Source organism: Streptomyces nitrosporeus, assembly GCF_008704555.1.
Taxonomy (GTDB): domain Bacteria; phylum Actinomycetota; class Actinomycetes; order Streptomycetales; family Streptomycetaceae; genus Streptomyces; species Streptomyces nitrosporeus.
This window is the reverse complement of sequence record NZ_CP023702.1, coordinates 5,326,069-5,344,291: the sequence shown is the minus strand read 5'-3', so window position 1 is coordinate 5,344,291 and position 18,223 is coordinate 5,326,069. Positions and strand designations below refer to the sequence as shown.

The following is an 18,223-nucleotide window of genomic DNA, read 5'->3' as shown; positions in this document are numbered from 1 at the left end:
GATCACCCAGGGCGACCAGCTGGGCCCGATCCGTGCATACGCCCAAGCGCGACCAGAGAAATCCGGCCGACTTTCCGGCAGGAGACGACGAACGGCCCGCTCGTATGAGCGGGCCGTCAGGGAGTCCGTTCTCCGGTCTGGGCAAGCCGTCGTCAGGCACTGCGTGCCGCGGCTTCCGTGGCCGGATCTCAGCCCCCGGAGGTGTCCAGTTCCGCGTCGGCGCCCACCCCGGCGCAGTCGTAGGGGTCCTTCAGCCAGCCGTCCGGGAGCGCCACCCGGTTGTTGCCCGACGTACGTCCGCGGGGCCCGTCGGCACCGTCCGGCCAGGGCTGGTCGAGGTCCAGCCCGGCCAGCTGGGTGCCCAGTTCGTCGAGGGAGGAGGTGACGGCGAGCTTCCTGCGCATCTCGGAGCCGACGGCGAAGCCCTTGAGGTACCAGGCCACGTGCTTGCGGAAGTCGATCACGCCCCGGCTCTCGTCGCCGATCCACTCCCCCAGCAGGGTGGCGTGGCGCAGCATGACGGCGGCGACCTCCCGCAGGGAGGGGGCCTGCCGGGCTCCGGTGCCCTCGAAGGCGCCGACCAGGTCGCCGAAGAGCCAGGGGCGGCCCAGGCAGCCGCGGCCGACGACCACACCGTCGCAGCCGGTCTCGCGCATCATCCGCCGGGCGTCGTCCGCGTTCCAGATGTCCCCGTTGCCGAGGACGGGGATCTCCGGGACGTGCTCCTTGAGCCGGGCGATGGCGTCCCAGTCGGCGGTGCCGCCGTAGTGCTGGGCGGTGGTCCTGCCGTGCAGGGCGACCGCCTTGACGCCCTCCTCGACGGCGATCCGGCCGGCGTCGAGGTAGGTGAGGTGGTCGTCGTCGATGCCCTTGCGCATCTTGATCGTGACGGGCAGGTCCCCCGCGGCCGCCACCGCCTCCCGCAGGATCGCCCGGAGCAGCGGCCTCTTGTACGGGAGCGCGGAGCCGCCGCCCTTGCGGGTGACCTTGGGCACGGGGCAGCCGAAGTTCAGGTCGATGTGGTCGGCGAGGTCCTCCTCGACGATCATCCGGACCGCCTTGCCGACGGTGACCGGGTCCACTCCGTAGAGCTGGATGGAGCGCGGGGTCTCGCTCGCGTCGAAGTGGATGAGCTGCATCGTCTTCTCGTTGCGCTCGACCAGGGCCCGGGTGGTGATCATCTCGCTGACGAACAGCCCCTTGCCCCCGGAGAACTCACGGCACAGGGTGCGGAACGGGGCGTTGGTGATGCCTGCCATGGGGGCGAGGACCACCGGCGGCTGCACGGTGTGCGGGCCGATTCTGAGCGGCGCGGAGGCGGGGGCGAGCGTGGTCATCCACCTATTGTCCCGCACGCGCGGGACGGCCCGGCCGGGGACCGTACGGGCCCGGACGCACAGGGCCGGACGTGCAGGACCCGGACGCGCAACGCGCAGGACCCGGACGCGCGGGGGCCCGGACCACCTCGGGTGGTCCGGGCCCCCGGTCCTGCGGCAGGGGTCAGCTCTGCGCGGTCCCCTGGTCAGGGGTTCCGGCGGGCGCGGTGTCCGCGGTCCCGTCGGTCACGGTGCCGTCCGCCGCGGCGCCCTGGGCGCGCTCACGCATCTTGCGCAGCAGTTCCTGTTTCTGGTCGGCCGCGTTCTTGCGGTCCGCGTCACGCGCCGGGCCGGCGCCCTGCCGGTCCGCGCGGGACAGCTTCTTGCGCTGTCCGCCGACGCCGAGAAGGTTGTTGCGGCTCTTGGCCACGGTGTTCTCCCATTCGTGGTGAGACGTGAGGTTCGAACTGATCGGGGACCGGTCACGAGGAGCGGTCCGACGGCCGACGGGCGGGGGTCCGGCCCCGGGCCCGTCGCGCGCTCACTCGTAGATCTGGAAGAACGAATACATGACGGAAAGGTACCCCGGATCGCGGGGCGCCCCCCACCCGTTTTCCCGCCGCCCCCCGCGGCGGGGCGGCGGTACGCGCGGGGCCCCCGGCCGCGGGTCGCGGATCCGGGGGCCCCGTCACGGGCGGTCGCCGGGCGGCGTCAGCAGCCCAGCAGGCGGGAGCCGAGGTAACCCTGGATCTGGTCCAGGGAGACGCGCTCCTGCTTCATGGTGTCGCGCTCGCGCACGGTGACGGCGTTGTCGTCCAGGGTGTCGAAGTCGACGGTGATGCAGAACGGGGTGCCGATCTCGTCCTGGCGGCGGTAGCGGCGGCCGATGGCGCCCGCGTCGTCGAACTCGATGTTCCAGTTCTGCCGCAGGTCCGCCGCGAGGCCCTTGGCCTTCGGGGAGAGCTGCGCGTTGCGGGAGAGCGGCAGGACCGCGGCCTTGACGGGGGCCAGGCGCGGGTCGAGGCGCATCACGGCGCGCTTCTCCATGACGCCCTTGGCGTTGGGGGCCTCGTCCTCGTTGTAGGCGTCGAGGAGGAAGGCCAGCATCGCCCGGCCCACACCGGCCGCGGGCTCGATGACGTACGGCGTGTAGCGCTCGCCCTTCTCCTGGTCGTAGTAGGCGAGGTCCGCGCCGGACGCCTTGGAGTGCGCCGTGAGGTCGTAGTCGGTGCGGTTGGCGACGCCCTCCAGCTCGCCCCACTCGCTGCCGCCGAAGCGGAAGCGGTACTCGATGTCAGCGGTGCGCTTGGAGTAGTGGGAGAGCTTCTCCTGCGGGTGCTCGAACCACCGCATGTTCTCCTCGCGCAGGCCGAGGCCGGTGTACCAGTTCCAGCGCTGCTGCATCCAGTACTCCTGCCACTCCTCGTCCTCACCCGGCTTGACGAAGAACTCCATCTCCATCTGCTCGAACTCACGGGTGCGGAAGATGAAGTTGCCCGGGGTGATCTCGTTCCGGAAGGACTTGCCCATCTGCGCGATGCCGAACGGCGGCTTCTTGCGCGACGTGGTCTTCACCTGGGCGAAGTTGGTGAAGATGCCCTGGGCGGTCTCCGGGCGCAGGTAGGCGACGGAGCCGGAGTCCTGGGTCGGGCCGAGGTGGGTGGAGAGCAGGCCGGAGAACTGCTTGGGCTCGGTGAAGGTGCCCTTGTTGCCGCAGTTGGGGCAGTTGAGGTCGGCGAGGCCGTTGACCGGCGGCTTGCCGTGCTTCTCCTCGTACGCCTCCTCCAGGTGGTCGGCGCGGTAGCGCTTGTGGCAGGAGGTGCACTCGGTGAGCGGGTCGGAGAAGGTGGCGACGTGGCCGGAGGCGACCCAGACCTCGGGGGCCAGGATGACCGACGAGTCGAGACCGACCACGTCCTCGCGCGAGGTGACCATGTAGCGCCACCACTGGCGCTTGAGGTTCTCCTTCAGCTCGACGCCCAGCGGCCCGTAGTCCCAGGCGGCCTTCTGGCCGCCGTAGATCTCACTGCAGGGGTAGACGAAGCCACGGCGCTTGCTCAGGCTGACGATGGTGTCGATCTTGTCGGCGGCCACGGTGCTCTCTTCATTGCGACGGCGAAACGGACATGGACGGCTCGAAGCGCCTCGGTGGGAACAGCTGCTCCGAAGACGTGCGGGCGAATGTCTCAGGTTAGCGGCGCGCGTACCCCTTGGATCAAATCGGTGGGGGCTCCTGGAGCCCGGGAACGGCCTTCCGGTCATCTCATCAGTCTTGTTGACAATCGTTTCCAGTTTTGTTGAAAATGGATGTCATGAACGTACGCCGTCTGATACCCGCCACCGCCGTCGCCGGAGCAGCCGCCCTCGGTCTCACCGCGCTCTCCGCCTGCTCCTCCTCCGACGCGGCCGGCCCCGGGAGCGACGGCAAGCTGGACGTGGTGGCGTCCTTCTACCCGATGCAGTTCCTCGCCGAGGAGATAGGCGGATCGCACGTCTCCGTCACCACCCTGACGAAGCCGGGCGTGGAGCCGCACGACCTGGAGCTCTCCCCCCGGCAGACCGGCTCGCTGAGCGACGCCGACTACATCCTCTTCCTCAAGGGCGTCCAGCCCGCCGTGGACGACGCCGTGGACCAGGCGGGGGTCGAGCACACCGTGGACGCGGCGGAGCTCACCACCCTGGAGAGCCACGGCGCCGAGGTCGGCGGCCACGACCACGGCCACGGCGAGGAGGGCCACTCCGAGGAGGAGCACGCCGAGGAGGAGCACGCCGAGGAGGAGCACAGCCACGAGGGCGGGACCGACCCGCACATCTGGCTGGACCCGGTGAAGTACGCCGAGGTCGCCGAGGGCGTGGGCAAGTCCCTGGAGAAGGCCGACCCCGACCACGCCGCGGACTACCGCGCGAACACCGAAGCCCTGGTCGGCAAGCTGAACACGCTCGACTCGGCGTACGAAGCCGGGCTGAAGGACACCGCGACGAAGACCTTCATCACCACGCACTCCGCCTTCGGCTACCTCGCCGAGCGCTACGGCCTCACCCAGGAGGGCATCGCCGGGCTCGACCCCGAGGCCGAGCCCAGCCCCGCCCGGATCAGCGAGATCCACGGCGTCGCGGAGGAGAGCGGGGCCACCACGGTCTTCTTCGAGACCCTCGCCAGCGACAGGACCGCCAAGACCCTGGCCAAGGACCTCGGACTGGAGACGGACGTCCTGGACCCGCTGGAGGGAATCACGGACACCTCCGAGGGCGCTGACTACCTGGAGGTCATGGAATCCAACCTGGCCGCGCTGCAGAAGGCGCTCGGCGCGAAGTGACCCCCGTCCCGCCCGCAACCCCCGCACCGGAGGCGACCGTGTCCGAGTCCAGTACGCCCGAAGCCGTGATCAGCATGCGCGCGGGGACGGCGGCCCTCGGCGGCCGCCCGGTGCTGCGCGGCGTGGACCTCACCGTCCGCCGCGGGGAGGTCGTGGCCCTGCTCGGCGCCAACGGCTCCGGCAAGTCCACCGCCGTACGCTCCGTCATCGGCCAGGTGCCGCTGACCGGCGGGGGCGTGGAACTCTTCGGCACCCCGCTGCGCCGCTTCCGGCAGTGGGCGCGCGTCGGCTACGTACCGCAGCGCACCACCGCGGCCGGCGGGGTCCCCGCCACGATCCACGAGGTGGTCTCCTCCGGCCGGCTCTCCCGTACGAAGCTGCGGCTGCCGCGCGGGGCGGACCGGGAGGCCGTCGACCGGGCCATCGAGCTGGTCGGGCTCACCGACCGGGCCAAGGACTCCGTGGACGCCCTCTCCGGCGGCCAGCACCAGCGGGTGCTGATCGCCCGCGCGCTCGCCGCCGCCCCCGAGCTGCTGATCATGGACGAGCCGATGGCCGGGGTCGACCTGGCCAGCCAGGAGATCCTCGCCGCGACCCTGCGCGCGCAGGTCGCCGCCGGGACGACCGTGCTGCTCGTCCTGCACGAACTCGGCCCCCTGGAACCGCTGATCGACCGGGCCGTCGTGCTGCGGGACGGCTGCGTCCTGCACGACGGTCCGCCGCCCAAGGCCGTCGGCCAGCACGCCCTGCCGGGCCACGACCACGTACACCCCCACGCGGCTTCCGAGCCCGTCCGGACCGGACTGCTGAGCTGATCATGGAATTCCTCTCTCCCCCCTTCATGCAGCGGGCGCTGATCGCGGCCGTCCTCGTCGGCATCACCGCGCCGGCCATCGGCATCTACCTGGTGCAGCGCCGCCAGGCCCTGATGGGCGACGGCATCGGGCACATCGCCATGACCGGGGTCGGCCTCGGCTTCCTGATGTCCGCCAACCCCGTCTGGATGGCCACCCTGGTGGCCGTGGCGGGTTCGGTCGTCATGGAACTGATCCGCTGGTACGGCCGCACCCGCGGCGACATCGCGCTGGCCATGCTGTTCTACGGGGGCATGGCGGGCGGGGTGATGCTGATCAACCTCTCCGACACCGGTTCCAACGCCAATCTCACGTCGTTCCTGTTCGGTTCGCTCTCGACCGTCTCCGAGGAGGACGTCACCGCGATCGTCGTCCTGGCCGCCTTCGTCGTCCTCGTCACCGTCGGACTGCGGCGCCAGCTGTTCGCGGTCAGCCAGGACGAGGAGTTCGCCCGGGTCACCGGACTGCCGGTGCGGCTGCTCAACCTGCTGGTCGCCGTCACGGCCGCGGTCACGGTCACCGTGGCGATGCGGGTCGTGGGACTGCTGCTGGTCAGCGCCCTGATGGTGGTGCCCGTCGCCGCCGCGCAGCAGATCGCCAGGTCCTTCAAGGTGACCTTCGTCGTGGCGGTCGTCATCGGCACGGCCGTCGCCCTGGCGGGCACCGTGACCTCCTACTACCAGGACGTCCCGCCCGGCGCCACGATCGTGCTGCTGGCGATCGCCGCGTTCGTCGCCCTGACGGCGCTCGCCGCGCCGCTGGCCCGCCGGCGGGCCGCCCGCGCACGCGCCGCGGATCCGGCCGGGTGCACCCTGGAGGTGCCTGCGGCCCGCCCCGGCGCGGACGACGTCAGGGTATGACCGTGCGGCGTGGCCGGGCTGGCACAATGGCCCGACATACGTACGGGCGACATGAGGAGGCAGCTGTGGCGACGGCGCCGATCAGTGGCACGAACGCGGCACCGGTGCGCGGCCGTTCGACCCGGCAGCGGGCGGCGGTCGCCGCCGCCCTGGACGAGGTGGACGAGTTCCGCAGTGCCCAGGACCTCCATGACGTCCTCAAGCACCGCGGGGACTCCGTCGGCCTGACCACGGTCTACCGGACCCTGCAGTCCCTCGCCGACGCCGGCGAGGTCGACGTGCTGCGCACCACGGACGGCGAGGCGGTCTACCGCCGCTGTTCGACCGGCGAGCACCACCACCACCTGGTGTGCCGGGTCTGCGGCAAGGCCGTCGAGGTCGAGGGCCCCGCGGTGGAGCAGTGGGCGGAGTCCATCGCCTCGCAGCACGGCTATGTCAACGTGGCCCACACCGTCGAGATCTTCGGCACCTGCGCGGAGTGCGCCATTCCCTCTTCCGGGTGATTTCTTCCGGGTGATTTCTTCCGGTTGATCTCCGCTCGGGCGGGGTCCCCGGGGGCGGCCGGCCCCCGGGGACCCCGGGCTCAGGTCCCGGTGACCTCTTCCGCCCCGCCGAAGCGGCGGTCGCGCTGGGCGTACTCCAGGCAGGCCCGCCACAGGTCCCGGCGGTCGAAGTCGGGCCACAGGACGTCCTGGAAGACCATCTCGGCGTACGCGCTCTGCCAGATCAGGTAGTTGGACGTGCGCTGCTCGCCGCTGGGGCGTACGAAGAGGTCCACGTCCGGCATGTCCGGGTAGTAGATGTACTTCGCGAAGGTCTTCTCGTTGACCTTCGACGGGTCCAGCCGCCCGGCCGCGACGTCCTGGGCGATGCGCTGGGCGGCGTCGGCGATCTCGGCCCGGCCGCCGTAGTTGACGCAGAAGTACAGCGTCATCCTGTCGTTGTCCTTGGTCTGCTCCTGGGCGACCTGGAGTTCCTGGACGACGGACTTCCACAGCTTCGGCATGCGCCCGACCCAGCGGATCCGGATGCCCAGCTCGTCCATCTCGTCGCGGCGGCGGCGGATCACGTCCCGGTTGAAGTTCATCAGGAACTTCACCTCTTCGGGAGACCGCTTCCAGTTCTCCGTCGAGAAGGCGTACAGCGAGAGGTTCTTGACGCCCATCTCGATGCAGCCCTTGAGGACGTCCATGACGACGCCCTCGCCGACCTTGTGGCCCTCGGTGCGCGGGAGGCCGCGCTCCTTGGCCCAGCGGCCGTTGCCGTCCATCACCACGGCGACGTGCTTGGGCACCAGCTCGCCGGGGATCCTCGGCGGGACGGCGCCGGAGGGGTGCGGCTCGGGGGTCTTGTACTCACGCCGGTTACGGCCGCCGAGCATCCCGCGTACTGCCATGGACTTGATCGTCTCCCTGTGTCACTTCTCTACGTACCGGAGCGAGCGCAGGCCGCGCTCCAGATGCCAGTGCAGATAGGCGGACACCAGCCCGCTCCCCTCCCTGACATGACGCGCCTCGGACGCGTCGGCCGTCTCCCAGTCACCGGTGAGCAGCGCGCTCAGCAGCCCGACGGCCTCCGCCGAGGGTACGACGCTGCCGGGCACCCGGCAGTCGGCGCAGACCACACCGCCGGAGGCGACCGAGAAGAACCGGTTCGGCCCGGGCATCCCGCACCGGGCGCAGGCGTCGAAGCTGGGGGCGTAGCCGTTGACGGCGAGGGAGCGCAGCAGGAACGCGTCGAGGATGAGGTGCGGCGCGTGCTCGGCGCGGGAGAGGGTGCGCAGGGCGCCGACGAGCAGCAGGTACTGCTGGACGGAGGGCTCGCCCTCGTGGTCGGTGAAGCGTTCGGCGGTCTCCAGCATCGCGGTGCCGGCGGTGTAGCGGCCGTAGTCGGTCACGATGCCGCCGCCGTACGCGGCGATGGTCTCGCTCTGGGTGCACAGGGGCAGACCGCGGCCGATCAGCTCGCTGCCGCGTGCGAAGAACTGCACGTCCACATGGGAGAAGGGTTCGAGCCGCGCCCCGAACTTGGACTTGGTGCGGCGCACCCCACGGGCGACGGCGCGCACCCGCCCGTGGCCGCGGGTCAGGATCGTGATGATCCGGTCGGCCTCGCCCAGCTTCTGCGTACGCAGCACGACGCCGTCGTCCCGGAACAAGCTCATGGGTCCATTGTCGCGTACCGGCGCACCGCGCGGCCGGGGCGGGCCGGGCGAGGGCGCGCGGGGCCGCCTGAGCGTACGCCGACGGCGGGAAGGCTGCGGAGAGGCAACGGAAGGGCCGCAGCAGGGGCGGAGAAGGGCGCGTGCGGGCCCTGTGGGGCCGTGCGCGCCCCGGAGCACCCTGGGACCACCCCTGGGGGCGTCCCCGGCCCGTACGCCGGGTGTGCGCGGGCTCAGGAGGGCGTGCGGGCCGCTTCCAGCAGCTTGGCGGTATCGGCCGGACAGAGCTGGAGCGCGCCGCCCACCGCGGTCAGCACCTCGCGCTCGGCCTGGCTGTAGGGGCCGTCGGTGAGCGCGATCCTCGCCCCCTGGAGCAGGAGCTTCTCCCTGCCGGGCACGGCCAGGTGCGGGGCGAGCGGCCCCAGCACCTCGTGCAGTTCGATGGCGAGGGCCGCTCCGCACGCCTCGGCGGCCGGGTCGGTGCCGCCGTGCCCGGCGTCCGCGGCGAGCACCTCGACGATGGTGTAGAGCTGCTCCTGGGTGCAGTCGTCGAGCCCGGCGTCCCGGACGACGGCCGCGGCCGCCTGGAGGACCGTGCGCGAGGTGGTGCCGCCGGCCGCGAGCACCGCCAGGGTGACGGTGTGCACGGCCTCCCTCAGCATGGCGGAGAAGCGGGTCGTGGTCGGGTGGTCGAGGACGTCGGTCGGGAAGTGCGCGTGGCAGGCGGCGCATTCGACGACGGGGCCCGCGCTGCCGCGCGGCACCAGCGGGAGGCCGAGCACGGTGAAGCGGTGGCGGCCGGTGAGGTGGCGGTAGTTGCGGTCGCCTCCGCAGCCGGGGCAGAAGAACTCGCCGTCGCCGACGGTGTCCCAGACGGTGCGGACGCCGCACATGCGCGGCCCCGTGGCGCGTTGTCCCCTGGATGACCGCACGTCGCACACCTCCGTAACTCCCCCGTGACCCTCCGGATACGGGAGGTACCCCCACGGCAACGTTGCCGTGTTGGACGTGATGTTAGCCACATGCGTGAGACGGCGTCAGTAGCCCGTCCGTCACAAACACCGGAGATGGCCGAACCCCGCCCACCCTCGGCGGGTGAACGGGGTCGCGGCGCGGGACGGTTCGGCCCTGTTCGTGGGGCCGTGTCCCGGATGTCCCTCCGGGGAGGTCAGCGGGTCGCGCGGTTGACCGCGGAGACGACCGCCTTCAGCGAGGCCCGGGTGGTGTTGGGGTCGATACCGATCCCCCACAGCACCTTGCCGTCGATGGCGCACTCGATGTAGGAGGCGGCCTGCGCGCTCGCTCCCTCGCTCATCGTGTGCTCGGTGTAGTCCAGCAGCCGTACGTCGATGCCGATGGCCTGCAGCGCCTCGAAGAACGCCGAGATCGGACCGTTGCCCGTGCCGGTGAGCACGGTGTCCGTGCCGTCCACGGTGGCCTCGACGGTGATCGTGTCCTGGCCGTCGGAACCGGTCGTCGTCTGGCCGGACCGGATCCGGACACGGCCCCAGCGGTCCGCGGCCTCGTCCGGGCTGGGCAGGTACTCGTCCTGGAAGACCGACCAGATCTGGGCCGGGGTGACCTCGCCGCCCTCGGCGTCGGTCTTGGCCTGAATGATCCGGGAGAACTCGATCTGCATCCGCCGGGGCAGGTCCAGCTTGTGGTCGTTCTTCAGGACGTACGCGATGCCGCCCTTGCCGGACTGCGAGTTGACCCGGATGACCGCCTCGTAGGACCGGCCGACGTCCTTCGGGTCGATCGGCAGGTAGGGCACCGCCCACTCGATCTCGTCCACCGTCCTGCCCTGGGCGGCCGCGTCGGCCTCCATGGCGTCGAAGCCCTTCTTGATGGCGTCCTGGTGGGAGCCGGAGAAGGCGGTGTAGACCAGGTCGCCCGCGTAGGGGTGGCGCGGGTGGACCTCCATCTGGTTGCAGTACTCGCTGGTGCGGCGGATCTCGTCGATCTGCGAGAAGTCGATCTGCGGGTCGACTCCCTGGGAGAACAAATTCATGCCCAGGGTGACCAGGTCGACGTTGCCGGTGCGCTCGCCCTGGCCGAACAGGCAGCCCTCGATGCGGTCGGCGCCCGCCATGATGGCCAGTTCGGCGGCGGCGACGGCGGTGCCGCGGTCGTTGTGCGGGTGGACCGACAGGCAGACGTACTCGCGGCGGGACAGGTTGCGCGACATCCACTCGAACCGGTCCGCGTGGGTGGACGGCGTCGAACGCTCCACGGTGGCGGGCAGGTTGAGGATGATCTCGCGCCCCTCCTCCGGCTGCCAGACGTCGCAGACCGCCTCGCAGACCTCCAGGGCGAAGTCCAGTTCGGTGTCGGTGAAGATCTCCGGGCTGTACTGGTAGCCGAAGACCGTCTCGTCGCCCAGGATCTTGTCGGCGTACTCCATGACCAGCCGGGTGCCGTCCACGGCGATCTGCTTGACCTCCTCCTTGGAGCCGCGGAAGACGACCCGGCGGAAGGTGGGGGCGGTGGCGTTGTACAGGTGGACGGTGGCGCGGTGCGCTCCGCGCAGCGACTCCACGGTCCGCTCGATCAGTTCCTCACGGGCCTGCGTCAGGACGGAGATCGTCACGTCCTCGGGGATCGCGCCCTCCTCGATGATGGAGCGCACGAACGCGAAGTCGGTCTCGCCGGAGGAGGGGAAGCCGACCTCGATCTCCTTGTAGCCCATGCGTACGAGCAGATCGAACATCTCCCGCTTGCGGGCGGGGGACATCGGGTCGATCAGGGCCTGGTTGCCGTCCCGCAGGTCGGTGGACAGCCAGCGCGGCGCCCGGGTGATCCGGTTGTCGGGCCAGGTGCGGTCGGCGATGTCCACGCTCTCGTAACCGCGGTACTTGTGGACCGGCATCCCGGAAGGCTTCTGCAGCTGGGTGGCGTTGGTGACCGGGGTGGGTCCGCCCACGGGGGCGGGGGTGTTCCGGGGGGAATGCGCGGCGGTCATGGCGTAGGGCTCCTCTGAGGTCCAGCGGATGTGGCCGACTGTGTCGCTCCAACGGCGAACTCCGCGGGGAGGGGGTCGGCCTACGACTACAGGCCCTCGCCGCGGCAGCTAAGGAGAAGCAGCCCGAAACGCATGATGCGGCCACATTAACCGAGGGGGGCCGGACGCGTCGGCCCGTATCAGTATGCGGGATCACCCGAGCATGAGGACAAAACAGTGACTCATCACTCTATTTCGTCAATCACCGTCGCAACCGGTGACACGATGATGACGGAGTGCCACAGTCGAAGACATGCAGCCTCGACCGAACCACGGGCCCCGGCCCGTCTTCTGCACCATCGTCCCGCCCCACCTCCTCGACAAGCTGTCCCAGACCGACGACCCCCTGCTGGCGGACCCCGCCCGTCGCACCCTGGAGACCGACGGGTCCCGCCGCCAGCACCGGCGGGTGACCGCGCTGGCCCTGCGGCCCCGTCCGCCGCGCACCTCCGACCCCGTCCCCACCAAGCCGCAGCGCACCCTGTACGACTGCCGCCACGGCACCGGTCTGCCCGGGCACAAGGTCCGCGGCGAGGGCGACGAGCCCACCGGGGACGCCAGCGTGAACCGCGCGTACGCCGGCCTCGGCGCCACCTTCGACCTCCTGCTCACGGAGTTCGGCCGCAGTTCCATCGACGGCAAGGGTCTGCCGCTCATCGGCTCGGTGCACTACGACGAGAAGTACAACAACGCGTTCTTCGACGGCGAGCAGATGGTCTTCGGGGACGGTGACGGTGAGATCTTCCTCGACTTCACCCTCGCCATCGACGTGATCGCCCACGAACTCGCCCACGGCCTGACCCAGTACACGGCCAACCTGGACTACGAAGGCCAGCCGGGCGCGCTCAACGAGTCGGTGTCGGACGTCTTCGGCTCCCTGGTCAAGCAGTACTCCCTCGGCCAGAGCGCCGAGCAGGGCGACTGGCTGATCGGCGCCGGTCTGCTGGCCCCCCGGGTGACCGGGGACGCCCTGCGCTCGATGAAGGCCCCAGGCACGGCGTACGACGACGACGTGCTCGGCAAGGACCCGCAGCCGGCCTCGATGGACGACTACGTCGAGACCGACGAGGACAACGGCGGGGTGCACATCAACTCGGGCATCCCCAACCGCGCCTTCTACCTGCTCGCCACGGCGCTCGGCGGCAACGCGTGGGAGCGGGCAGGGCGGATCTGGTTCGACGTGCTGACCGGTGGTGAGCTGGCCCAGGACGCGGACTTCGCCTCCTTCGCCCGGCTGACGGTCGCCGCGGCGCGCAGCAGGTTCGGCGAGGGCGACGAGGTGGAGGCGGTACTGAAGGCGTGGTCGGAGGTGGGAGTCCCGACCAGGTGAGCGGGTAGAGCGTAGAGCAGTGGGTGCGGCCGGGTCCGCGTGGTACCGCCGTACGCCCGAGGGGCGGGCGGACCGCGCGGATCCGGCCCGGGAAGCCCGTCCGGGCGGGCCAGACAGGAGCCGGTACACATGCGCATCAGGGTGAGCAGGACCGGCGGCTTCGCCGGTATCGCGCGTCACGGCGAGATCGACACCTCGGGGCGGGCCGACGCCCCGGAGTGGGAGGCTCTGGCCGAGGCGGCGCTCGCCGCCGGCCGGGACGCCCCGCCGGCGGGGGTGCCGGACGGCTTCCGCTACGGCATCACGGTCGACGGCCGCACGGTCCACTGCGCGGACCCGCGGCTGACGGAGGCACAGCGGACGCTGATCACCCGGGTCCTGAAGGAAGGCGCCTGAGCTCCCGGGTGCCGCCGGCTCCGGTGACGTCCGGGACCGGTGGCACCCGGCGGCCCGGTCATGCTTGGGGGCCGGTGACGCCCGGGACAGGTGGGACCCGGGGCCCGGAACCGGGCGTACGCGGGTCCCGTCCTCAGAACCCCAGCTTGCGCAGCTGCTTCGGATCGCGCTGCCAGTCCTTCGCGACCTTCACATGGAGGTCGAGGAAGACCGGGGTGCCCAGCAGTGCCTCGATGTGCTTGCGCGACTTGGTGCCGACGTCCTTGAGCCGCTTGCCCTTCGGGCCGATGATGATGCCCTTCTGGCTGGGGCGCTCGATGTAGATGTTGGCGTGGACGTCCAGCAGCGGTTTGTCCGCCGGGCGGTCCTCGCGGGGCAGCATCTCCTCGACGACCACCGCGATGGAGTGCGGCAGCTCGTCCCGTACGCCCTCCAGCGCGGCCTCGCGGATCAGCTCGGCGACCATGACCATCTCCGGCTCGTCGGTGAGGTCGCCCTCCGGGTAGAGCGGCGGGCTCTTCGGCAGCAACGGGACGATGAGGTCGGCCAGCAGGCCGACCTGGCGGTCCTGGACGGCGGAGACCGGCACGATCTGCGCCCACTCGAAGCCGAGTTCCTCACCGAGGCGGGACACGGCGAGGAGCTGCTCGGCGAGCGTCTTGGAGTCGACCAGGTCGGTCTTGGTGATGATCGCGATCTTCGGCGTCTTCTTGATGCCCGCGAGTTCCTTGACGATGAACTTGTCGCCGGGACCCAGCTTCTGGTCGGCGGGCAGGCAGAAACCGATGACGTCGACCTCGGCCCAGGTGGTCCGCACGACGTCGTTGAGCCGTTCGCCGAGGAGGGTGCGCGGCTTGTGGAGACCGGGGGTGTCCACCAGGATCAGCTGGGCTTCCGGGCGGTGCACGATGCCCCGCACGGTGTGCCGGGTGGTCTGGGGCCGGTTGGAGGTGATCGCCACCTTCTGGCCGACCAGAGCGTTCGTGAGGGTGGACTTGCCCGCGTTGGGGCGGCCCACGAAGCAGGCGAAACCGGCCCGGTGGGAGGCCGTGTCTTCCGCCTGCCGCGCAGCGGCTTCATTGTTCGGTCGAGCGCTCATGACGCCCATTCTCCCCGATCCGGGGAGCGGCGGTGCACAGCAGGGCACCGCCGCACCGGTCAGCCCGCGGACACGGTCGCCCGGAGGGTCCCGTCGGGACCGGCGAACAGGACGGGGGTGCCGGCCCCGCCCAGGTCGCGTACGGCGGCCCGGTCCAGGTCGGAGAGGTCCTCGGCCGCCGAGACGACGGCGGCGGCCTCCAGCGAGGTCGCGCCGCTCGCGACGGCCATGGCGACCGCGGTCTGCAGCGCGCTGAGCTTCAGCGACTCCAGGGCCACGGTGCCGGCCGCGTAGGTGCGCCCCGTCTCGTCGCGTACGGCAGCGCCCTCCGGCACCCCGTTGCGGGCACGGACGCTGCGGGCCAGCGTGATGATCTTGCGGTCCTCGGGGCCGAGCCCGGTGGTGTCAGTCATGCGCCGAGCATACGAAGACGGCTGCGGCCCGTCCGCCGACGGGGCCCCCGGACGGGTCGGCCGCGGACGGGAGAGGGGCCGGCCCCCGCGGGCCGGCCCCCTTCCGGTCCGGAGCTCTACGGGCGGTCCAGCCGGAGGCGCTCCGCCTTCGGCAGTCCCGCGACCACCAGGTCGTAGCTGTCCTCGATCATCTCCCGGAGCACCGGGGCCGGGAGGCCGGAGACGGTGACGGTGTTCCAGTGGCGCTTGTTCATGTGCCATCCGGGCGCGACCGCCTCGTACTTCTCGCGGAACCGCACCGCCTCGTCCGGGTCGCACTTGAGGTTGACCGTCAGCGGGCTGCCGTCGAGCGCGCTGAGGGCGAACATCTTTCCCAGGACCTTGAAGACCGAGGTCTCCGGGCCGAAGGGGAACTCCTCGGTGCTCCCGTTGAACTCCAGGCAGAGGGAGCGCAGTTCCTGAGGGGTCACGACGGCTCCGTCTTCTCCGGTTCCACCAGGACCGTGACGATCTTGTTCCGGCGGCCCGCCGGGGACTCCGCGGTCAGTCTGACGGCGCGTCCGTCGGGCAGCCCGACGACCGCGGAGGCGCCGGCGATCGGGACCCGTCCGAGCGCCTTCGCCAGCAGGCCGCCGACGGTCTCCACGTCCTCGTCGTCGTACTCGTCGAGGTCGAACAGGTCTCCGAGGTCGCCGATGTCCAGCCGTGCGGTGACCCGGTAGCAGCCGTTCTCCAGCTCCTGGACGGGCGGGAGTTCGCGGTCGTACTCGTCGGTGATCTCGCCGACGATCTCCTCCAGGATGTCCTCGATGGTGACGATGCCCGCCGTGCCGCCGTACTCGTCGATGACGACCGCGACGTGGCTGCGGTCCTTCTGCATCTCGCGCAGCAGGTCACCGGCGTTCTTGGTGTCGGGGACGAAGGCGGCGGGGCGCATCGCCGTGGAGACCAGGTCGGCCTCCGCGTCGCGGTTGATGTGCGTCTTGCGGACCAGGTCCTTGAGGTAGACGATGCCGACGATGTCGTCCTCGTTCTCCCCGGTGACCGGGATCCGTGAGAAACCGGAGCGCAGGGCGAGGGTCAGCGCCTGGCGGACCGTCTTGTGGCGCTCGATGCAGACCAGGTCGGTGCGGGGCACCATCACCTCGCGGACGAGGGTGTCGCCGAGCTCGAAGACCGAGTGCACCATGCGGCGTTCCTCGTCCTCGATGAGCGACTCCTGCTCGGCGAGGTCGACCATGGCGCGCAGCTCGGCCTCGCTGGCGAACGGCCCCTTGCGGAAGCCCTTCCCCGGGGTCAGCGCGTTGCCGAGGAGGATCAGCAGCTGCGGTACCGGTCCCATGATCCTGGCGAGCGGCAGCAGGACGTACGCGGCCGCGGTGGCCGTGTTCAGCGGGTGCTGGCGGCCGATGGTACGCGGGGAGACACCGATGGCGACGTAGCTGACGAGGACCATCACCCCCATGGCGACGGCGAGCGCCTCCCAGGTCTCGGGGAGCTCCTGGAGGCAGGCGTAGGTCACCAGCACCCCCGCCGCCATCTCGCAGGCGACCCGGACGAGCAGGGCCACGTTGAGGTAGCGGGTGGGGTCGGCGGCGACCTGTTCCAGCTTGGCGCTGCCGCGGCGGCCGGCCCGGACGGCCTCGGCGGCCCGGAAACTGGACGTACGGGCGATGCCGGCCTCGGCGCAGGCGGCCAGCCAGCCCACGACGACCAGCAGGACCGCCCCGGATACGAGGGAGATGCTCACGAGACCGTGGGAGCCGGGGACGGGCCGGTCAGTCCGCGTTCGCCCCGCCAGCCGTCGACGATGGCCGCCTGCAGGCCGAACATCTCCGCCTTCTCGTCCGGCTCCTCGTGGTCGTACCCGAGGAGGTGCAGCACCCCGTGGACGGTGAGGAGCTGGAGTTCCTCGTCCATGGAGTGCCGGGTGGGGGCGTCCTCGCCCTGCTTCTCCGCGACCTCCGGGCAGAGCACGATGTCACCGAGGAGCCCCTGCGGGGGCTCCTCGTCGTCCTTGGCCGGCGGACGCAGTTCGTCCATCGGGAAGGACATGACGTCCGTCGGACCCGGGAGGTCCATCCACTGGATGTGGAGCTGCTCCATGGCCGCGGCGTCCACCACGATCACCGAGAGTTCGGACAGCGGGTGGATCCGCATCCGGGCCAGGGCGTAGCGGGCGATGTCGAGGATCGCCTGCTCGTCGACCTCGGTTCCGGACTCGTTGTTGACGTCGATCGACATGGTGCGCTGCGACTACTTCCCGTTGCGGCCGGTCGGGCCATTGGCGTTGTCGTACTTCTCGTACGCGTCGACGATACGGCCGACCAGCTTGTGCCGGACCACATCCTGGGAGGTGAGACGGGAGAAGTGCACGTCGTCCACGTCCTGGAGGATCTCCTGGACCTGGCGCAGACCGCTCTTGGTGCCGCTCGGCAGGTCGACCTGGGTGACGTCACCGGTGATGACGATCTTCGAGTCGAAGCCGAGGCGGGTCAGGAACATCTTCATCTGCTCGGCGCTGGTGTTCTGCGCCTCGTCGAGGATGATGAACGCGTCGTTCAGGGTGCGTCCGCGCATGTACGCGAGCGGGGCGACCTCGATGGTGCCCGCGGCCATCAGCCGGGGGATGGAGTCCGGGTCGAGCATGTCGTGCAGCGCGTCGTAGAGGGGGCGCAGATACGGGTCGATCTTGTCGAAGAGGGTGCCGGGCAGGAAGCCGAGCCGCTCCCCCGCCTCGACGGCGGGCCGGGTCAGGATGATCCTGCTGACCTGCTTGGACTGGAGGGCCTGGACCGCCTTGGCCATGGCGAGGTAGGTCTTGCCGGTGCCCGCGGGTCCGATGCCGAAGACGATGGTGTGCCGGTCGATGGCGTCGACGTAGCGCTTCTGGTTGAGCGTCTTGGGGCGGATGGTGCGTCCGCGGTTGGAGAGGATGTTCTGGGTGAGCACCTCGGCGGGGGTCTCCGCCCCGTCGCCGTTTCCCTCGCCGCTCGCTCTGAGCATGGCGATCGAGCGTTCCACCGCGTCCTCCGTCATCGGCAGCCCGGTGCGGAGCACCAGCACCATCTCGTCGAAAAGGCGCTGGACGAGGGCGACGTCCGCCGCGTCTCCAGTCGCGCTTATCTCATTGCCCCGGACATGGATGTCGACGGCCGGGAACGCCGATTCGATCACGCGCAGAAGCGAGTCCCCCGACCCGAGGAGCATCACCATGGGGTGTGCGGCCGGGACCTTTATCTGGGCACGCGCCTGTGGCTGTGTGGATGACTGAGTCATGGGCCGGCCCTCGGGCCTGCGCATACCTCCTGTTGCAGGGCCGTCGCCGCTCGACGGCCTCCCGGCTACCAGCGTACGACCACCTGCCGACAGGGCCGAGGGGTTTTGCGGGCGGGATGGGCCGTGATCCCTCGCGCGGCTTCCCGCCACGGCCGCTCGCCACGGGCCCTCACTGCGGCTCCTCGCCACGGCCGCTC

The 18,223-nt window shown here is 70.8% G+C and carries 19 protein-coding genes; 6 read left to right on the top strand and 13 right to left on the bottom strand.

The features are described 5' to 3' along the window. Nucleotides 1-188 precede the first annotated feature (188 nt). From dusB to CP967_RS23555, 3 genes are all read right to left on the bottom strand, one after another. Complete coding sequence (gene dusB, locus CP967_RS23565) at nt 189-1,337, bottom strand: tRNA dihydrouridine synthase DusB (protein WP_150489883.1); 1,149 nt, start codon at nt 1,335-1,337, stop codon at nt 189-191. A gap of 163 nt (nt 1,338-1,500) precedes the next feature. Further along, nucleotides 1,501-1,746 carry a DUF6243 family protein gene (locus CP967_RS23560; RefSeq protein WP_150489882.1) on the bottom strand — a complete coding sequence of 82 codons (246 nt, stop codon included), beginning with the start codon at nt 1,744-1,746 and terminating at the stop codon, nt 1,501-1,503. 281 nt (nt 1,747-2,027) lie between these two features. Continuing rightward, nucleotides 2,028-3,410 (bottom strand): glycine--tRNA ligase, encoded by a 1,383-nt coding sequence (locus tag CP967_RS23555; protein WP_150489881.1) that lies wholly within the window; start codon nt 3,408-3,410, stop codon nt 2,028-2,030. 218 nt (nt 3,411-3,628) lie between these two features. On the opposite strand from CP967_RS23555, the gene CP967_RS23550 reads away from it, so the two are divergent. The 4 genes from CP967_RS23550 to CP967_RS23535 all read left to right on the top strand — a co-directional run bounded on the left by CP967_RS23550 (nt 3,629) and on the right by CP967_RS23535 (nt 6,850). Beyond that, nucleotides 3,629-4,633, top strand: a complete 1,005-nt coding sequence (locus CP967_RS23550) for a metal ABC transporter substrate-binding protein (protein WP_150489880.1) — start codon at nt 3,629-3,631, stop codon at nt 4,631-4,633. A gap of 74 nt (nt 4,634-4,707) precedes the next feature. Beyond that, the gene (locus CP967_RS23545; RefSeq protein ID WP_190175023.1) at nt 4,708-5,448 is read left to right on the top strand and encodes a metal ABC transporter ATP-binding protein; all 741 of its coding nucleotides are present in this window, start codon (nt 4,708-4,710) and stop codon (nt 5,446-5,448) included. Nucleotides 5,449-5,450: 2 nt separating this feature from the next. Continuing rightward, entirely contained in the window at nt 5,451-6,347 is an 897-nt protein-coding gene (locus CP967_RS23540; RefSeq protein ID WP_150489878.1) for a metal ABC transporter permease, read from the top strand. Nucleotides 6,348-6,412: 65 nt separating this feature from the next. Beyond that, nucleotides 6,413-6,850, top strand: a complete 438-nt coding sequence (locus CP967_RS23535) for a Fur family transcriptional regulator (RefSeq protein ID WP_150489877.1) — start codon at nt 6,413-6,415, stop codon at nt 6,848-6,850. Between the two features lie 80 nt (nt 6,851-6,930). On the opposite strand, the gene CP967_RS23530 is transcribed toward CP967_RS23535, so the two are convergent. From CP967_RS23530 to leuA, 4 genes are all read right to left on the bottom strand, one after another. Then, nucleotides 6,931-7,743, bottom strand: a complete 813-nt coding sequence (locus tag CP967_RS23530) for an isoprenyl transferase (RefSeq protein WP_150489876.1) — start codon at nt 7,741-7,743, stop codon at nt 6,931-6,933. A 21-nt stretch (nt 7,744-7,764) separates the two neighbouring features. Then, nucleotides 7,765-8,511 (bottom strand): DNA repair protein RecO, encoded by a 747-nt coding sequence (recO, locus tag CP967_RS23525; protein ID WP_150489875.1) that lies wholly within the window; start codon nt 8,509-8,511, stop codon nt 7,765-7,767. Between the two features lie 230 nt (nt 8,512-8,741). Continuing rightward, entirely contained in the window at nt 8,742-9,440 is a 699-nt protein-coding gene (locus tag CP967_RS23520; protein WP_150489874.1) for a TerB family tellurite resistance protein, read from the bottom strand. Between the two features lie 236 nt (nt 9,441-9,676). Further along, nucleotides 9,677-11,470: a 2-isopropylmalate synthase gene (gene leuA / locus CP967_RS23515; protein WP_150489873.1), complete on the bottom strand. Its 1,794-nt coding sequence runs from the start codon at nt 11,468-11,470 to the stop codon at nt 9,677-9,679. A gap of 292 nt (nt 11,471-11,762) precedes the next feature. Between leuA and CP967_RS23510 the strand changes: the two genes are divergently transcribed. Continuing rightward, a complete protein-coding gene (locus CP967_RS23510) occupies nt 11,763-12,839 on the top strand; it encodes a M4 family metallopeptidase (protein WP_150489872.1) in 1,077 nt (358 codons plus the stop codon). Between the two features lie 129 nt (nt 12,840-12,968). Next, on the top strand, nt 12,969-13,235 hold the full coding sequence (locus CP967_RS23505) for a protealysin inhibitor emfourin (RefSeq protein ID WP_150489871.1): 267 nt from the start codon (nt 12,969-12,971) through the stop codon (nt 13,233-13,235). A gap of 133 nt (nt 13,236-13,368) precedes the next feature. On the opposite strand, the gene era is transcribed toward CP967_RS23505, so the two are convergent. From era to CP967_RS23475, 6 genes are all read right to left on the bottom strand, one after another. Continuing rightward, the gene (era, locus tag CP967_RS23500; RefSeq protein ID WP_373300330.1) at nt 13,369-14,343 is read right to left on the bottom strand and encodes a GTPase Era; all 975 of its coding nucleotides are present in this window, start codon (nt 14,341-14,343) and stop codon (nt 13,369-13,371) included. Between the two features lie 50 nt (nt 14,344-14,393). After that, the gene (locus CP967_RS23495) at nt 14,394-14,747 is read right to left on the bottom strand and encodes a cytidine deaminase (protein ID WP_150489869.1); all 354 of its coding nucleotides are present in this window, start codon (nt 14,745-14,747) and stop codon (nt 14,394-14,396) included. Nucleotides 14,748-14,863: 116 nt separating this feature from the next. Then, nucleotides 14,864-15,217, bottom strand: coding sequence for an MmcQ/YjbR family DNA-binding protein (locus CP967_RS23490; protein WP_150489868.1), 354 nt, complete (start codon nt 15,215-15,217; stop codon nt 14,864-14,866). Next, the gene (locus CP967_RS23485; RefSeq protein WP_150489867.1) at nt 15,214-16,497 is read right to left on the bottom strand and encodes a hemolysin family protein; all 1,284 of its coding nucleotides are present in this window, start codon (nt 16,495-16,497) and stop codon (nt 15,214-15,216) included. Before CP967_RS23485 ends, CP967_RS23490 begins: the two co-directional genes overlap by 4 nt. Beyond that, nucleotides 16,494-16,991 (bottom strand): rRNA maturation RNase YbeY, encoded by a 498-nt coding sequence (gene ybeY, locus CP967_RS23480; RefSeq protein WP_150489866.1) that lies wholly within the window; start codon nt 16,989-16,991, stop codon nt 16,494-16,496. Before ybeY ends, CP967_RS23485 begins: the two co-directional genes overlap by 4 nt. Nucleotides 16,992-17,003: 12 nt before the next feature. Next, nucleotides 17,004-18,026, bottom strand: coding sequence for a PhoH family protein (locus CP967_RS23475; RefSeq protein WP_150489865.1), 1,023 nt, complete (start codon nt 18,024-18,026; stop codon nt 17,004-17,006). Nucleotides 18,027-18,223 lie beyond the last annotated feature (197 nt).